This is a genomic window from Pseudobutyrivibrio sp. OR37 (assembly GCF_900113655.1).
Lineage (GTDB): Bacteria > Bacillota > Clostridia > Lachnospirales > Lachnospiraceae > Pseudobutyrivibrio.
In genome coordinates, this window is record NZ_FOQF01000004.1 from 95,658 (window position 1) to 112,786 (window position 17,129).

Below are 17,129 nucleotides of genomic sequence, written 5' to 3' on the forward strand. Positions count from 1 at the left end.
CTAATCTCCTATGAGAAACAGTGGATCTTCAAATCCTACTACATCCTGATTCTTTACATAGATTTTTTTGATTACGCCATCCTTTGGAGCAGTGATTTCACTCATCATCTTCATGGCCTCAATCAGACAAAGAATCTGACCTTCCTTTACACTATCTCCCACCTGGACGTAAGCACTTGCTTCAGGTGTTGGTGCTGCATAAAAAACACCTACTAAAGGAGCAAGCACCTGTGTGCCTTCAAGCTCCTCCTGTGGCTTTTGTTCAGAAGCTGTATTTGCTGAAGCTGATTCAACTGGTGCTACTGAAGGTGTTACTACAGGAGCTGCCACAGTCTGGGTTACAACCGATGTGTCTGATGGCTTTTTTAATTTTATTTTCACACCATCCTGTTCTAGTGCGAAATATGAGCTTCCGCTTTCATCAAAAGCTTTAAAAAGCTCTTTAATTTCTTTTAATTCCATGATTATTTATGTGCCTCAAGATAATTTACAATGTCTGCAACTGTTTTAATATTTTCCATTGCCTCTTCTTCGATTGTGATACCTGTCTTTTCCTCAACTGCAAGGGAAAGCTCCACTGCATCTAAAGAATCAGCACCCAAATCATCAAAAAGATTTGCCTCCATAGTTACCTTTTCTGCTGCACAGCTAAGTGTGTCGATGATTACTTCTTTTACAATTTCAAACATGATTAATCTCCTTTGTCTTTTTATCTAAATCTAGTTAGCTAAATACTTTTATCTAACAATCTAATATAATAAACATTATTTTTATAATGTCAATATTCTTGATAAATATTTTTAGATAAATTTTCTCAATTATAGTTTTAATTTTCTGAAAAAATCCGAAAAACCATCGATTTCATTACTGTTCTTAATATTTTTATAAAATTTGAACACATTCATAATAATTTAGACATAATTTCGTGGTAAACAGTATTATAGAGTTATAATGTGGGCGAACTAAAAGGATTTTTTTATGACAGAGCTTTTAACACTATACTGGCCTAAACTGATTTCCGGGGCTTGGTTTGTTATTCTAAACTTAATATTTATGGCTTATTATGGTGGGCAGAAAAAATATCTTCTTGAACGGTTTGTTTCAGGCATTTTTATTTCTCCCTCCTTTGTTTCTATTATTGGTGAGCAAATTGTTATCCGAATTTATCAATATCTAATCCTCACCTTAAAATTCAACGACAAAAATAGTCTTATTTTTATAGTATTAAACATTACTTTTGATGCCCTATTTATCTTCATTGGTGGCATGATTTTCACCTATTGTACAGGTATGGATCAGTATTTAGGTGCCACTATTTACATGCAGTTTGTTTGCATCGAAAGATTAGCCTTAATTGTTTCCGTTTCATACGCAGGCTATGTAATCGTTTTCTTTATTCTTCAGGCCATCGTCTTCTTAAGTCTCAGGAAAGATATGCCGTTTCTTTACAAGACTGATGCAGTCAATTGGAAGAATGTCTTTATTTACCTGGTAGGACTTTTTTATGTACTAGATTTACTGTATGCTTCGTATTTCCTTTTCCCAGAACTAGGAACTGAAGTGCTTAATATGCAATCCGTATTTTGGCTTTATTCTGTAGCTATCATTAGCAGTCTATTTGCTCTTGGCTACGAGCGAATAGCCATTGCCGTAGCTAAAGAATATGACAGTAAAATACTTTACTTTAAAAAGCTGCAAACCAGTCAGGAAAATATAATTGTTAAGCTGACAGAAATTTCCGAGGCGAAATCTGGAGAGACAGGCCAGCATGTTCGCAGAGTTGCAGAATACAGTAGATTGATTGCCCAGTCCTTAAATCTTTCCTATAAAGAGGTGGAAACCATAAAAATTGCTGCAATGATGCATGATTTGGGCAAGCTTTTGATTAGCTCTGACATCATCGAAAAGACAGAAAAGCTTACGGATGAAGAATACAAGATTATGCAACAGCATGCTCAGTATGGATGGGATATCATGTCGAATTCAGATGGCGAGATTATGGAAATGGCCAGAATTATAGCCCTTGAGCATCATGAAAAATGGGATGGAACTGGTTATCCTCAGGGATTAAAGGGCGGAAATATATCTATTTATGCTCAGATTGTTTCTGTGGCGGATGTATTTGATGCACTTACCAGTACAAGATCTTATAAAGAAGCATGGTCCTTAGAGGCTGCAAGAACTGAAATCCTCAACCAGCGCGGCAAGCAATTCTCTCCTACTGTTGTTGATGCCTTCATTAGATGCTTCGATGAAATTAAAGAAATTAAAAATATCTATTTGGACTAATTTACATTTTAAAATTCAAAATACAAAAAGGGCTTTCTCTACACTTTGAGTGTATTTGAAAGCCCTTTTAATTATGATTTTATTATACTGTAAAGTCGATTGTATCGATTACCTCTTTAAGTGTTCTTGCTGATTCCTGAAGAGCCTTGATTTCGTCATCATCAAGGGAAATTGGAACCTTTGTTTCAAGACCATAAGCACCTACAATTGCTGGCATTGAAAGGCAGATGCCATCGATGCCATACTCGCCATGCATCATTGATGAAACTGAAAGGATTGATCTTTCATCACGGACGATTACTTCGCATATACGTTTTACAGCAACAGCAACACCATAGTATGTGGCATGCTTTCTCTTAATAATTTCATAGGCTGCATTCTTTACACGATCTGCAATACGCTTCTCTGATTCATCATGATTGAAATGACCTCTCATCTCGCAGAAATCATTTACTGGGATACCTGATACGTTAGCACTTGAGAATGCTGCGATTTCGCTATCGCCATGCTCACCAATAATAAACGCATGAACTGAACGGCTATCGATTCCTAAATGCTCTCCAAGCTCTGTCTTAAGTCTAGCTGAATCAAGTACTGTACCAGAACCGATAACGCGATTTTCTGGAAGTCCTGAAAGCTTAAGTGCTGTAAGTGTAAGAATATCAACAGGGTTTGCAACGATAAGAAGAATTCCTCCGAAATCTCGTTTTGCAATCTCTGGAATGATTGATTTAAAGATACCTACGTTCTTATGAACTAGGTCTAATCTTGTTTCACCTGGCTTTTGACCAGCACCTGCTGTTACTACAACGATTGCTGCATCTGCAATGTCGTCGTAGTCGCCTGCATAGATTTTGATTGGCTTTGTAAATGGGGTACCATGGCTAATGTCCATTGCCTCACCCTCTGCTTTCTCATGGTCTGCATCAATAAGAACCATTTCTGAAAACATACTACTTTGTGATAATGCGAATGCAGTTGCAGAACCTACAAAACCTGCACCGATTATCGCTACTTTTCTTGGATTTACTTCTACTGCCATATTACACCTCCTTGGCCTGCAAGTTGAAAAAACTCGCTCATCATAATACTATACTTGCTAAATTAATATATTTCAATAAAAATTTTATTTTATTGCGTCAACTAAGGTGTCTAATTGGGAATCGTTTTCAGCACTTAATGTGGATTTGATAGTTACCACTGGCTCGACGAACTCCAAATTCTTCATTGGCTCTAAAATTGCCTTCATACATTTTGCAGCTTGTGGTGCCCATGTGCCATTTTCTACGAAGGCTACCTTACGATTTTGGTATGCCTTTGCTGTTAGATGATGTAGGAAATCCTGCATTGGTGGGAATAAACCGCCATCATAGGTAGCTGCAAGGCATACCATCTTATCCCAATAGAATGCCTGTGCAACAGCCTCAGACATGCTATCCCTTGTAATATCGATAAAATGTGTTTTTACACCTGCCTGCTGCAGCTTTTCATTGAGCCTTAATGCTGCTCTTTTTGTATTGCCATGGATTGATGCTGATACGATAAGTACTCCTTCCTCCTCTGGCTTATAGCTGCTCCATGTATCATAAAGATTAATATAATAACCTAAATTCTCTGTCAAAATTGGTCCGTGCAATGGACAAATTTTTTCTATATCAAGTGTGGCAGCTTTTTTCAACAATGCCTGAACTGAAGCGCCATACTTACCAACAATGTTAAGATAATATCTACGGGCTTCATCTATCCATGGTTCGTCCACATCAAGTGTGCCAAACTTTCCAAAGCCATCAGCTGAAAATAGAATCTTCTCTGTCGATTCATATTCAACCATAACCTCTGGCCAATGAACCATTGGTGCCATAATAAAAGTAAGCTCATGCTCACCTAAAGCTAATGTATCGCCCTCAGCCACAACATGCTTTCTATTTTCGAAAAGACCAGCATCCATGAATTGCGCCATCATAGGAAAGGTTTTAGCATTTCCAACAACTATTGTCTTAGGATACTTTTCCAAGAAAGTTCTGATGGAGCCTGCATGGTCTGGCTCCATATGAGATACCACCAAATAATCTGGAGTACGTCCTTTAAGCTCTGCCTCAAGATTCTCAAGCCATTGGTCGGTAACCCTTGGATCCGCTGTATCCATAACAGCTATCTTTTCATCAATGATTACATAAGAATTATAGGAAACCCCATTTGGTACGGGATACTGACTCTCAAACAAATCTATGTTCTTGTCATTACAACCTATATATCTAACTGAATCAGAAATCATAATTTCCATTAAACATATCCTCCTTACTCACTCTATCTCTATCTTACCAAATACTGCATGTATACACTATTAAAAATTTGTGAAAAAGCCCTGGCGCAATTGCCAAGGCTTTTCAATCTGTCAGCCAGCACATTTGCTGGTCTAAATTACATTCTAAAAACTAAACTTCCATAATCTTTTTGAAGGCTGGTATGATTTGTGCAGCAACCACTGCCTTAACTAAATCAAGTGGAATGAATGGTATGAATCCTGTTAAAAATGCTGTTTTAAAATCGTAGCTCATTGAATGCTGTAGGTATAACATTCCAATTACATCTATAATAAGCACGCCGATTATAGCACAAATTGTGTACCATATTCTGTTGTACTTCCTACCACGAATAAGAGGAAGGACAATAAATACTACTACAAATGCCCATGTGTATGCACCATATGGAGCGATAAGATATCCTATTCCACTACCACCACCGATGAATACTGGAAGCCCCACGGCACCAAGTAAAAACCACACTAAACCAATTAAGAAAGACTCTGTCACTGGAAACAGCAACGCAATCAAGAAAACTACGAAGTTCATAAGTGTAATCTTTGGAGCCATTGGAAGTGGTGTTGGGATGCTTAAATAAGCAGATACGCAAAGAATGGCTGCAAACAATGCGCAAATTACCATACGCTTTGTAGAAAGCAACTGCTTTGAATTTGTTTGATTAAAAGTGTTATCCATTATATTTTCTCCTGTGCATTAAATTTTTAGCATATATAGAATAATAAATCGTTTTCAGATTGTCAACCTTATTACTAATTTAGGTTGACATAATTTCCATTTCGATTAAGATTATATAAGAAACAATCTTTTGTAAATGGAGAATAATACTATGGAAATCAAAGAACTAACAAACAAAATTATAGGCGGGGAATGTATCACTAAAGAAGAAGCACTATCTCTTGTTGATGCTCCCCTTGAAGAGCTTTGTGCTGAAGCTGATAGACTTCGAAAGCACTTCAATGGTGACGAATTTGATATGTGCGCAATCCTTAGCGTAAAGGGAGGTCGCTGTTCCGAAAACTGCAAATTCTGCGCTCAGTCTAGCTGTTCATCTGCCAACATAGAAACCTTTGCCGTAAGAGATGCTGACTATGTATCTGCCGATGCAAAAAGATATGATGGCCTGGGTGTAGCCAGATACTGCCAGGTATCCTCTGGCAGACGCCTTACTAAGGCTGAAATCAACCAGATTGCAGAAAATATCCGACGCATTGTAAAGGACACAAATCTTAAGCCATGCGTTTCACTCGGTCTTATCGATAAAGAGGATTTGGAATTACTAAAAGAGGCAGGCCTTAAGCGTGTCCACAACAACATAGAAAGCAGTCCTGAATTCTTTAAAAATCTCTGTAGTACTCACACTACAGATGACAAAATCAAATTAATGAAAATGGTACACGAGGCTGGCTTAGAGCTATGCAGTGGTGGCGTCTTCGGCGTAGGCGAAAGCTGGGAAGATAGAATCGACATGGCATTTGCTCTAACAGAAATCCAGCCTGAATCCATCCCTATCAACATGCTTAAGCCAATCAAGGGTACACCTATGGAAGGCCGTGAAATGCTTGATGAGGATGAGCTTCGCCGAATAATCGCAATCTTTAAATTCATTCTCCCAAAATCATTTATCAGATTCGCCGCTGGACGTGACGTATTAGAAGATTCCGGCATGAAATGCTTCACCGGCGGCTGCAACGCCACTATCACCGGAAACATGCTTACAGTCAAAGGTGTTTCTATGGAAGAGGATTTAAAAAATATCAGAAATTTAGGATACAAATTAGCGTAATAAGATACAATGCAAATATCAATATCTGTGCTGATTCAGACACTCAGCTTAATGGATGGACATTAAAGATTAATACAAAGATATAAAGAAAGAGTGGCAACAAATTGTTTGCCACTCTTTTTATGTACAATTATCTAGAGAGTCTTTCTACAATCTTATCAAGCGTTTCGCGAGGTACTGTGCCATCACGATAAAGCTGATTGATTGTGCTTTCGCTTCCGAGTAAGGCTGTAGCATCAAGCCAAGTGCCTTTTTGAAACTCTTCATCAAATACAGCAAATATTTTTCTGTTTTTTAAAAGCTCTGAAAGCGGGTATTCTCTGTAATCCATATCAAATATTATCAGTTTTAATCTAAAAGATTAAACACGTGATAAGTACTCTCCTGTTCTTGTATCAATCTTGATTGTTTCGCCGTTCTCAACGAAAAGTGGAACGTAAACAACTGCGCCTGTTTCAACTGTAGCTGGCTTTGTAGCACCTGTAGCTGTATCACCCTTGAAACCTGGCTCTGTATCTGTAATCTGAAGCTCTACGAACATAGGTGGCTCAACAGAGAAGATAGAACCGTTGTGTGAAAGCATCTTAACGATTTCGTTCTCCTTAACAAACTTAAGAGCATCACCAATCTGATCAGCTGTAAGAGCTACCTGATCGTATGTCTCAACATCCATGAAGTTGTAAAGCTCACCATCATTGTAGAGGTACTGCATATCCTTACGATCGATACGAGCTGCTGGGAACTTCTCTGTAGGACGGAAAGATGTTTCTGTAACACCACCGTTCTTGATGTTCTTAAGCTTTGTACGAACGAAAGCTGCACCCTTACCTGGCTTTACGTGCTGGAATTCGATAACCTGATAAACCTGATTGTCCATCTCGATTGTCATACCGTTTCTAAAATCACCGGCTGTAATCATTATAAAATCCTCCTTTAATGACTCCTCTGAGCCTTCTAACCTAAATCATTTGGCAAATTGCCACACTTGTATACAGTATTTTACATTAGTCTTGACAAATTATCAAGGTTTTATTAACTTGTTTTACTATTATCAGTTTCTTCCTGGTCTGGTTCCGTGCTTTGTATAGCTTCAGATTCCTCGATTTTTGGATATATTTTATCAATGTTCCTGTGTAAATATTCTAATCTTATCGGGATGTCACAATATTCATAAAATCTTTTAATCTTATTTTGATTTTCTGTATTAATATCTTTGCACTTTTTATAAATTCTTTTTGCAGCTACAATAAATAGTAAGAAATCATCTCGGGAAATTTTAGGATTTTTAATATTTTGTTCTATCAATGAAATTTTATCACTAATAATCTTTAATAGTGTAGAACAATATGGAGTAATATCCTCCTCTCCATTATCTTTTATGTATTTCCCAAAATTATACAAATCTTCAACACTTACTTCCTGACTGTGTTTTATACTTCCATATCGTAATCTATCCATTAATGTATATTTTTCTTCTAATTTCTGTGTTGAATTGCGTTTTGAAGAGTCCAGCGTTGCTATTATCCCAACAATTATATTAGAACCGATGTAAATCGAAAATAACTCCTTACTGATTTCTTTTCTTTGTTCATTTTTTATTTTTTCTTCAAAGAAATCTACTATAACACCAGAATATATAGCAATATTTAAATAGGTTGGATTATTCAACATCATTTTCCCTATAAAATTTTTGTCATCTTTCTTTTTTTCATCTAAATATTTCTTCAGTTCATCCAATTTTAATAAATCTATTTTTAATAAGAATTGTGCAAAAGAATCTAAACTATTAATACTTGTTAAGTTTGCTTCTATCGGAATACTATTCCCATATGCTTTAAACAATAACCAAAGATAATCAGCAAGTTGTGCTAAACATTTTCTACCTACCGCATTAATAAATTCGTCTCTTTTTTGTTTCCAATCATTTAGCTCCTCAAGCACTTTCGGATTATTACTCTCGCTTTTTTTACTTTCCAAAACAGATATTTTTTCATCTGCCAAATCAAGCATTGTCTCAGTGACTTTACCCCAATCCTCTGAATAATCAATTAATCGAAAATATGTCTGTCGTAATCTTGTAAATCTTCCTTCGGTAAGTAGTTCTATATTATCTTTAATCCATTCTACTAATTCGTCTAATATCTTATTGTCAGAAGGGAGGTAGTTGATGTACTCATCGATATTATTTAGACTTCTTTCTCCTTCCCATTTACCTTTTGCATTTTTTGCATAATCTACATTTTCCCCAAGATCTAAATTTTCATCTAATGATATCATCCAGTCTAAAGCTTCGCACTCTGTTTTATTTAATTCTTTAAATAATGCATCTAAAACCGCTTTATTTTCATCTTCACTAACACCTTCATACCTTGATTTATAAATATCCAGCCCATTTTCAAATATTCCATTATATATTTCCTGAAAAATAGTTTTTATCAACCCATATGCAGCGCTGACTCTATCCTCACGAATACCGTCAAATTCATAATTTTTATTGTTTGTTATTGTTAGGATTTTTTCCCCGACCATAATACCATTTTTCCATAAGCGTTTTGCTGTCCTTGGATTAGTCAAGCTATTTATATATATTCTCAATTTAGATTCTATATAATCTACTGGGTCTGATAAATTATCGTTAATCAAATTACCTTCAAATGTATTTATAAAATCCCACTTGCCTTCCGCTTTAGCATCAATTTTTAGAATTATCTTCTCATAAATATCCCTATCCGTTACTAGAGGCATTTTATATGTTAAATCTATATACTTATCCAATATTGCACTATCTTTACCAATAGTTTCATACAATTTATCATAAGCACAAACAAGCAATGTAATACAGTTATGAAGTGAAAACGTTTCATGCAAAAGGGCTAATACCCCCATAACATTATCCTTTGGACATCTCTCCAAATCATCGATAACTATTACAATCTTTGAATTTGTTTCACTTCTAAAGGTATCTAGCAAATCATTTAGTTCGTCCTTCAATTCTTCTTTTGATTTATCTTCGCGCTTAAATAATTCATATATTTCCCCTATTTTCTCATCTTTGATTATTGATGAAAATTTACACATCTTTTCGAAATATTTTTCTATACTTGTATTGTTTAAATTACAGAAGCCTTCTTCTTCAAATACTTTATTTATCTGATTAGAAACATCTTCGAATGCAGTCTTTGGTTTTAATCCATACCCCACATTTATATACACAAATTTTAGCTTTCCTCTATCATCCTTATTAGATTCCTTCTGAGCTTTTTTTGCCATGCTTCTTACAACAGAAGTCTTACCTGATCCCCATGGACCATCTAACAATAAGGCAAATGGCTCGTCTCCTTTTCTTGAAGCTATATCTGCCAATATATTATCTACCAAAAATTGCCTTGATTTAATCAAATCCTCATATTCTTCCACAGGCAAATCAGATTCCCCAATTTCATTGTCTTCGTAGACAGAAATATACTTTAACTGATTTATCAAGAATCTTAAAATCAACGCCATAAACAGAATTATATAGAAGACCCAATCCCATTTCTTCGCAAAAGATTTTCTCCCAATAATGCAAAATGAAAACCAGGCAATTGAAATCACTATTAGAGATTTACCTGCTATTTTCTCCAAAACTAATCTATTTGTTTTATATTTGAATAATCCCAAACATATAAAATATCCAAATAGTATTGCTACTATAACCATTACCCATAAATAATCTGAAACATCACCTTTAATAATAGCTTTAGTATGAATCTCGCAATACTTACATACTCCAAAGATTGTAAGGGCAGCGCCTCCCATCACAGGTATAAAGTCTATTATTTTTTTTAGCAATTTTTCTTTAGGGCAATCGAATTCACATTTACCAATGCTAACAGTAGTAGCAAAAAACACTATACTCTGCTCCAAGCACACAAATGCAATAAGTACCGCCAAATAAATTGGCTCTTTTAAGTATGCAAACTTTGTAAAATCCATATTTTTTCTCCCTTTTTAATCTTTTTTCTATCTGCATGTAGTAGTTGTTTATTCAACACCTGTATAAATAATGTATCATATCTTTTATTGCCGTAACATAATAAAAAACATATAATTGCTATATATTTATATTTTATGAGGTAAAGCTATGGAAATCGAAAGAAAATTTTTAATAAAAGAATTACCCGATTTGGGGAAATATGATTATGTAGAAATTGAACAGGGATACCTTTGCACTCACCCTGTTGTTAGAATCCGAAAAAAGAATGACAAGTACATCCTTACTTACAAGGGAAGCGGTCTACTTGCCCATGAAGAAATAGAAGCTGCTCTTACAGAAGAGGCTTACAACCATCTGGCTGAAAAGATTGATGGCTATCTTATTACCAAGCGCCGATACCTGATTCCTCTTGCCCCATATACTATCGAATTAGATGTATTTGCTGGGCATATGGATGGGCTGATTATGGCGGAAGTAGAATTTCCATCTGTAGAAGAGGCCAATAGCTTCACACCACCTGAATGGTTTGGTGAGGATGTAACAGACGACCGTCGCTACCACAACTCTGAAATGATATTTGGCAACCCGTTGAAATAAAAATATCTAAGTATAATAAGAGCCACTAGTAGCTATCAAGCTCTTGGTGTTGCTAAAGCTAAGCTTTCCATGCGTAGCGTAGCAATATCCAAGGCTTGAGAGCGTAACTAGTGGCTCTACTTAGTATTAAATAATCTCGTATTCAAGGCTTGCAAAATCAGCCTTAAGAGTGATGGTGTCAGCTCCCTTACTCCATGTAAAGGTTGTAACTGAACCTTCGGTATTGATAGAAAGCTCACTGTCAAATCCAAATGCAGGATGTGTCTTTCTAAGGCGAAGCAACTCAAGCTGCTTCTTTACAACGTCCTTATTAAGACCTTCGTCGATTTGTTCTAGAGAAAGATTTGTTCTATTGATTTCCTTATGTCCACCTGCTCCAGCACGTGCTACAGCTTCGTGGTCATTCTTTCCTGCAAACAAATCAAGGTACCATACCTGTGGCTTACCTGGCATGAACATCTGAATTGCTCTAGCAAAGAGCATCTTCTTATCATCCTCACCAAGTGCACTATAGTATGTAGCATTTACCTGATAGTACATGTTCTTTGCTCCGTGTAGATCCTTAACGAATCCACCACGCGCAACTAAGGTATCGATGAGCTTTTGAATTTCAGACTCAGGCAATAGTCCCTTCAAATCCAAAAGAGGAATACCATCGTGGCAACCAAGCATGTTAACCACTTTAATATCCTTTTCCACCAATTCCTTAGCCCAATTAACAAGAAGTGAGCTATCATGGTTTTCGATTGCATGAATTAGTAAGCCTGGCAGGAAGAAATCGTAGGTCATGTAACCCTTACTTGCTACAAGCTCATAAATCTTCTCGCCGTAGCTTGCGTGAATCTCTGGAAGTAATGTAACTCCATTTTTATCTGCAAGCTCTCTAACCTTCTGAAGTAAATCCCATGTTCCTGGGTCGTTCAAAAAGTTTTTCTCGCCTGGCTCCTTTGGTGCATAAGCAAATGCATCCAATCTAACGATTTTAGCACCGTATGATGATAATGTCTTAAGAGTGTTCTCGTAGAATTCCCAAACAAGTGGTGACTTAATATTTAAGTCCATCTGACCTAAATATCTGCGATTGCTCTCAAGTAAATCCACTACAGCATCACGGTAGCTTTCATATTTACCAAGCTCTAAATCAGCTACTGCCTTGCCCTCTTTAATCTGAGCATTAACAACATCAGCTAATCTAGTTGCTGCCACATACTGGATGTCCATCTTTTCCATAAGATCTTCCGCTTCAATTGTCTTGTAGCGAACCTCCTGATAGAAAGTATTCCAATATGGGACATTTCTTCCATCTGGGAAACGTACCATAAGAATTGGTAGGCCTGGCTTTCTGAAGAACATATCTTTGATATATTTTTCATCTGGCTGGATGTAACCATTTTCGGTCATCTCGCCGCAGCCTTCCCAGAATTTGTTCCAGTTGATGAAGAAATCCTTATACTTAGAATTCTCTCCATTCTTAATAATGTCCTGAAACTCTTTAGATAATACAGATGCATGATTAAGGATGAAATCAAGCTTAAGATCAATGTCCATAGACTTGATATCTTCGATTGCCTGACGGCTACCTAATTCTTCATTAATGCCGTAGTCAATTACCGAGAATCCTCTATCTAAATCTGTATTAAAAATGCTAGGTAAGATGTAAAAAGACTCGAATACGTCCTTTAAATCCTCCTTGCTCAAAACCTTTACAATATCATCTAATGTGCCGCCCATTGAATCTGGGTAAGCATTCAACATAGGTCCGTTCATTTTATTCCTCCATAAAATCCGCCTGCTATTCAGCAAACTGCTCCAAGTATTACATGCTAGCGCTTGCCAACACAATGACAGTTTGCTGTATACCAGGCTCATCTAAATATTTTAACTTACTTCATAAGCTCCTCGTACTGGGCGTACGAAAGGAGTTCACCTGCTTTAGAAAGAATAATTTTTGCTTTGTGGGCCTGTGACTTTAAAAGGTTTTGTTCAAGCTCAAGTACAAGCATGGTGAATGCGCTATCAGTCTTGCCATCGCGGTTTCTAGCCTTACGATGAGCCAAAGTCTCCTCTGGTGTACTGTTAAGAAGGATTGGAATATCCACTCCATCATAGTTGTCGCTGTTACCATGTGTCCATTCAATTACTAGAACTTGAATGTTTGTAAAATCAATCTGTTCATACCAAAGTTCAGAACTGGTTCTTCCCATTCTCTTAAGGTAGATTTTATTCTGGCCTGACTTGAAAGCCTTTACAATACTAGACACTTCATCGAAATCAATTTCATTCTTTGTGCCAAGGTATCCTTCTAATCCTTTGCGACCAGCTTCAATATAAGCTGCTGCCCATGGGCATTCAGCTACATGAGCCTTGTCAGCATCTGTCTCCTCATCCTGCCATTTACGCAAGATATCGAAGTGCTCCATGCTGCCTTCGCCTGCTTTAACTAAGCCTTTCACACCTTCAGTGCGGAAAATGCGAAGTCGCTCTGCATCGTTGTACATTGGAATACGTCTAGGATAGTTGTCGCCAGACATGGTGTAAGCACCAATGCCCTGCTCATTCAGCATGTAACTGATAAGAGATGCGGTCTCAGACTTACCTACTCCCGAACCGCCACAAACTGTGATGACTGCTCTGCCATCCTTGTCAAGGACTGCATCAAGCTGATCCATAAGTGAATCCATGATTACAAGTGCCTTCTTTACGTGTTCCTCTCCTATTTCTACCTTGTCACCTGGCATATCGCCATGTGGAATGTCTCTGTATTGTTTAAGATCAATAGCCATAATAATAATCCTCCTAATCACTATAGATAAACATAAACAACACGCAAATAATTATACATAAAAAAAAGAAATTACAAAATGCAATTTCTTTTTTTTATGTAAATTACCGAAAAAACTGTCCAATTATACAAAACATATTAGTAATTTAGTCCGCTTTGTTTGTTAACAAGCATCCTAGTGTTTCATGCTCCCGCAGGCCACCTCCCATTGCAGTCAAGGGAACCTCCCTAAAGGGTCCCTCCTTAACTACATGGGGCCCTCCTGCTCGCGCTCGCCAACTATTTCTAGCTTGTTAACCACAAAGCTCATCTATGACTTACATATAATCCTTAGCGTTAGATGCGTCAACCTTTTCGAATGGAACCCAGATGTAGATACCGTCATCAGTGAGTCCTTCAAGGCCGGCAGCGGTGCCTTTGGTTACAAGGGCTTTTACGCATTTGATAGCCATAGCGCCTTGGCCTGAGGCTGACTGGTATACTGTAAACTGCATTTTGCCATCGACAATTGACTGGCAACCGCCTACTGTGGCATCAACACCTACTACAGGGATCTTGCTTAGGTCGTAGCCGTGGCTTGCCAAGTAATCTGCTGCGCCAACTGCCATGGAATCATTGTTACAGAACACTGCATCAAATGGCTGCTTTGTCTTTTCAACGATTGCCATCATATCCTTTGCTTTATTTTCATCCCATTCCGCACTATCATCAAATACAGTATTCACCTGAACTCCGTTTTCTTTAAAGTATTTGTACACTGATACGGAACGTGCAATAGCAGCGTTATGTGTCAGTGGACCACGGAGCATTACGACATTTATGCTGCTTGGTTTACCAAGAGCGTTCCAAACATATTCAGCCTGATAGGTGCCTGCATCCTGCTCGTAGCTGCTGACTACCATATATTTATCCTTCTCCAGGAACTCCTTATCAGGTGCACCATTTACATAGATAATAGGAACATCGCCTGCTGCAACCTCAAGCTGAAGTGCAGTACTTCTATCAACTGGCAGACAAATAATTGCATTATATCCGCTACTTACAGCGTCCTTTATCTGATTTACCTGGTCATTAACTGTATTGCAGCCCTCTCCAATATCAAATGTAACACCCTCTGTTGCTGCATTCTCCTGAAGAGATTCTTTTAACAAAAGCTTAAAATCATCATCTGGTGGTGCTGTATAGAATACCTTAACACCCTTGCCAGAACCAGAACCGCCGCCACTGCTGCTACCGCAGCCTGTTAGCATCAGGCCTGTTGCCATAACGATTGTCAAAAGAAGCACTACCAGCTTTTTCATTTTGTTATTAGCTCTCATAATCGTCCTCCTTCACAATCTTAAACTGCTGTACATAATCTGTAAGAGTCTGGGATGTATTTGCCAGCTCGTGAGAATTGTCCGCCACATCCTGACTGCTTGAGGTAATGGACTGAGCCTGTTCTACCATGTGCTTAGAGGTCTCAAGGATTTCATCTGCACTAGCCGCCTGCTCCTCAGAAATAGCAGCTACGTTAGTAGATACCTCATCAACCTTCTGTACATCCTGAATCATCAGATCAAGAAGCTCATTTGACTTTTCAATATTCTTATAAATCTTATCAAATGTTTCAACTGCCGTACCAATTAATTCGCTATTAGCTTCAATGTTTCTTGCACTGTTTTCTGCCTGGGCAACAACAGAATCAATGGCCTTGCCTACATCATTGATAAGACTTGCAATATTATCGGCACTATCTGCTGATGTCTGAGCCAGCTTACCAATCTCTGTAGCAACTACCGCAAAGCCCTTTCCTGCCTCACCAGCACGGGCTGCCTCAATAGATGCATTAAGTGAAAGAAGATTTGTCTCATCGGCAATCTCTGCAATAAGTCCAACAATCTTTGTAATCTCTTCAGATGCCTTACCAACCTGGTTAATAGAATCAACCAAGGCATCGTTGCTGTTTTTGATTCCTTCCATGGCAATTGAAAGCTGCTCCATATCAGCACGTCCCTGCTTACTGATTTCAACAGTTTCCTTCATGCTTTCGTTAGCCTGATTAGAATTCTCTCTTGTATCAGAAACAACCATAGCAAGAGTAGTAGCATTTTCTGCAATCTCATTAACTGCAAGGGCTAGCTCATCAACTGTATTCTTCAGATTAACCATTGCATTTTCCTGTGACTGAGAAGCATCAAACATATCCTTACTTACTCTATCACTGTTATCAGATTCCTGCTTTAGCTTATCAGACTCATCACTGATGCTTGAAAGCATCTTACGCATAAGCACAACGAACCTGCCAACCTGTTCACCCATAACACCGATTTCATCGTTAGATTCCTTAGCAACCTCGATAGTAAAATCACCATCGCTCATTGCTGAAATATTCTGGGTAATAGATGCGATTGGTCTTACAACACGTCCGATGATTACGCTAATCATAATAGTAATCAATACAACTGCAATGGCACCAACACCAAAAAGAATAAGACCAAGCTTTTGTATATCCGCAAGAATAATGCTATCAGCAATATAAGAAACAAGCACCCAGTTTGTTCCTGATATTTCACTAAAAGCTACTGTATATCCGCTGATTTCCCCGGTTGCATAATCACCTGCTGAAATCTTCTTATATGCACCCTTGATAATAGGATCATTACTGCTATCACTAATTGTGGTTGATACCAGGCTATCATCTCTGTGGGCAAGAATCATCATATCATCTGTATCCACCAAAAATGAGCTGGCATTTTTCATCTTTACACCAGAATTAACGATGATAGTAATCTGATCCAATGTAACATCTGCTGCTGCAACCCTTATATCATCACCATTGCTTTTAATAATTCCCGATGCAGAAATTACATACTGACCATCAGCATTTTTATATGGTCTACCATAGGCCATATTTACACGTGACAGGCCTTCCTTAAACCATTGCTGCTCTGTTGGATTAGATATAGAAATATCTGCGCCATTTCCACAGAAAACCGCCCCAGTATTAGAAGCCACATATACACCATTAGGAGAATTAGTATTAGAACCCACATAAGAAGTCAGGTACTGTACCAAAACTTCGTCATCAGGCTGCATACCTTCTATTCCCTTTTTGACTGCGGCAAAATTCTCTAAATTTTCACTTAGCCACGAACTAATGTTATCTGCCTGATTTCCAATAGAACTTTCCAGGTTTGCCTGTGCCATCTCCTGCATCCTATTTTTAGACAGAATCGAAGATATCACTACCAGCACGATTATCATAACAATAACAGCTGGAATGATTAGTAATAGAAGCTTGTCCTTAATCTTCATTACTTTTTCCTTTTTCTCTTTTACTTGTTTTGCCATAGCATCCTCCATCGCAATATATAGCACGTACACCATGCATTGTCT

At 37.7% G+C, this 17,129-nt stretch carries 15 protein-coding genes; 3 read left to right on the plus strand and 12 right to left on the minus strand.

Annotated features, from left to right (window positions below; genetic code table 11):
• On the minus strand, positions 1–462 hold the full coding sequence (accB, locus tag BM097_RS03290) for an acetyl-CoA carboxylase biotin carboxyl carrier protein (RefSeq protein WP_090545882.1): 462 nt from the start codon (positions 460–462) through the stop codon (positions 1–3).
• Positions 463–464: 2 nt separating this feature from the next.
• On the minus strand, positions 465–689 hold the full coding sequence (locus BM097_RS03295) for an acyl carrier protein (protein WP_090545884.1): 225 nt from the start codon (positions 687–689) through the stop codon (positions 465–467).
• A gap of 289 nt (positions 690–978) precedes the next feature.
• On the opposite strand from BM097_RS03295, the gene BM097_RS03300 reads away from it, so the two are divergent.
• Entirely contained in the window at positions 979–2,289 is a 1,311-nt protein-coding gene (locus tag BM097_RS03300; protein WP_090545886.1) for an HD-GYP domain-containing protein, read from the plus strand.
• 82 nt (positions 2,290–2,371) lie between these two features.
• On the opposite strand, the gene BM097_RS03305 is transcribed toward BM097_RS03300, so the two are convergent.
• The 3 genes from BM097_RS03305 to BM097_RS03315 all read right to left on the minus strand — a co-directional run bounded on the left by BM097_RS03305 (position 2,372) and on the right by BM097_RS03315 (position 5,288).
• Positions 2,372–3,331, minus strand: coding sequence for an L-lactate dehydrogenase (locus BM097_RS03305; protein WP_090545888.1), 960 nt, complete (start codon positions 3,329–3,331; stop codon positions 2,372–2,374).
• An 84-nt stretch (positions 3,332–3,415) separates the two neighbouring features.
• The gene (locus BM097_RS03310) at positions 3,416–4,573 is read right to left on the minus strand and encodes an FprA family A-type flavoprotein (protein WP_090545890.1); all 1,158 of its coding nucleotides are present in this window, start codon (positions 4,571–4,573) and stop codon (positions 3,416–3,418) included.
• Positions 4,574–4,724: 151 nt separating this feature from the next.
• Entirely contained in the window at positions 4,725–5,288 is a 564-nt protein-coding gene (locus BM097_RS03315; RefSeq protein WP_090545892.1) for a biotin transporter BioY, read from the minus strand.
• A 151-nt stretch (positions 5,289–5,439) separates the two neighbouring features.
• On the opposite strand from BM097_RS03315, the gene bioB reads away from it, so the two are divergent.
• Positions 5,440–6,396 carry a biotin synthase BioB gene (bioB, locus tag BM097_RS03320; protein WP_090545894.1) on the plus strand — a complete coding sequence of 319 codons (957 nt, stop codon included), beginning with the start codon at positions 5,440–5,442 and terminating at the stop codon, positions 6,394–6,396.
• 130 nt (positions 6,397–6,526) lie between these two features.
• Here bioB and BM097_RS03325 read toward each other — a convergent pair whose 3' ends face one another.
• From BM097_RS03325 to BM097_RS03335, 3 genes are all read right to left on the minus strand, one after another.
• Positions 6,527–6,727, minus strand: coding sequence for a hypothetical protein (locus BM097_RS03325; protein WP_090545896.1), 201 nt, complete (start codon positions 6,725–6,727; stop codon positions 6,527–6,529).
• Positions 6,728–6,757: 30 nt separating this feature from the next.
• Positions 6,758–7,315: an elongation factor P gene (gene efp / locus BM097_RS03330; RefSeq protein WP_028235667.1), complete on the minus strand. Its 558-nt coding sequence runs from the start codon at positions 7,313–7,315 to the stop codon at positions 6,758–6,760.
• A 113-nt stretch (positions 7,316–7,428) separates the two neighbouring features.
• Positions 7,429–10,371, minus strand: a complete 2,943-nt coding sequence (locus tag BM097_RS03335; protein WP_090545898.1) for a P-loop NTPase fold protein — start codon at positions 10,369–10,371, stop codon at positions 7,429–7,431.
• A gap of 148 nt (positions 10,372–10,519) precedes the next feature.
• Between BM097_RS03335 and BM097_RS03340 the strand changes: the two genes are divergently transcribed.
• On the plus strand, positions 10,520–10,969 hold the full coding sequence (locus tag BM097_RS03340) for a CYTH domain-containing protein (protein ID WP_090545900.1): 450 nt from the start codon (positions 10,520–10,522) through the stop codon (positions 10,967–10,969).
• A gap of 126 nt (positions 10,970–11,095) precedes the next feature.
• Here the strand turns inward: BM097_RS03340 and BM097_RS03345 are convergent, their stop codons facing one another.
• The 4 genes from BM097_RS03345 to BM097_RS03360 all read right to left on the minus strand — a co-directional run bounded on the left by BM097_RS03345 (position 11,096) and on the right by BM097_RS03360 (position 17,084).
• Positions 11,096–12,736 (minus strand): alpha-amylase family protein, encoded by a 1,641-nt coding sequence (locus BM097_RS03345; RefSeq protein WP_090545902.1) that lies wholly within the window; start codon positions 12,734–12,736, stop codon positions 11,096–11,098.
• Positions 12,737–12,852: 116 nt separating this feature from the next.
• Positions 12,853–13,752: a nucleoside/nucleotide kinase family protein gene (locus BM097_RS03350; protein ID WP_090545905.1), complete on the minus strand. Its 900-nt coding sequence runs from the start codon at positions 13,750–13,752 to the stop codon at positions 12,853–12,855.
• 316 nt (positions 13,753–14,068) lie between these two features.
• Positions 14,069–15,070 (minus strand): substrate-binding domain-containing protein, encoded by a 1,002-nt coding sequence (locus tag BM097_RS03355; RefSeq protein ID WP_090545907.1) that lies wholly within the window; start codon positions 15,068–15,070, stop codon positions 14,069–14,071.
• Positions 15,060–17,084 (minus strand): methyl-accepting chemotaxis protein, encoded by a 2,025-nt coding sequence (locus tag BM097_RS03360; RefSeq protein ID WP_242944649.1) that lies wholly within the window; start codon positions 17,082–17,084, stop codon positions 15,060–15,062. The genes BM097_RS03355 and BM097_RS03360 overlap by 11 nt, the downstream gene beginning before the upstream one ends.
• Positions 17,085–17,129 lie beyond the last annotated feature (45 nt).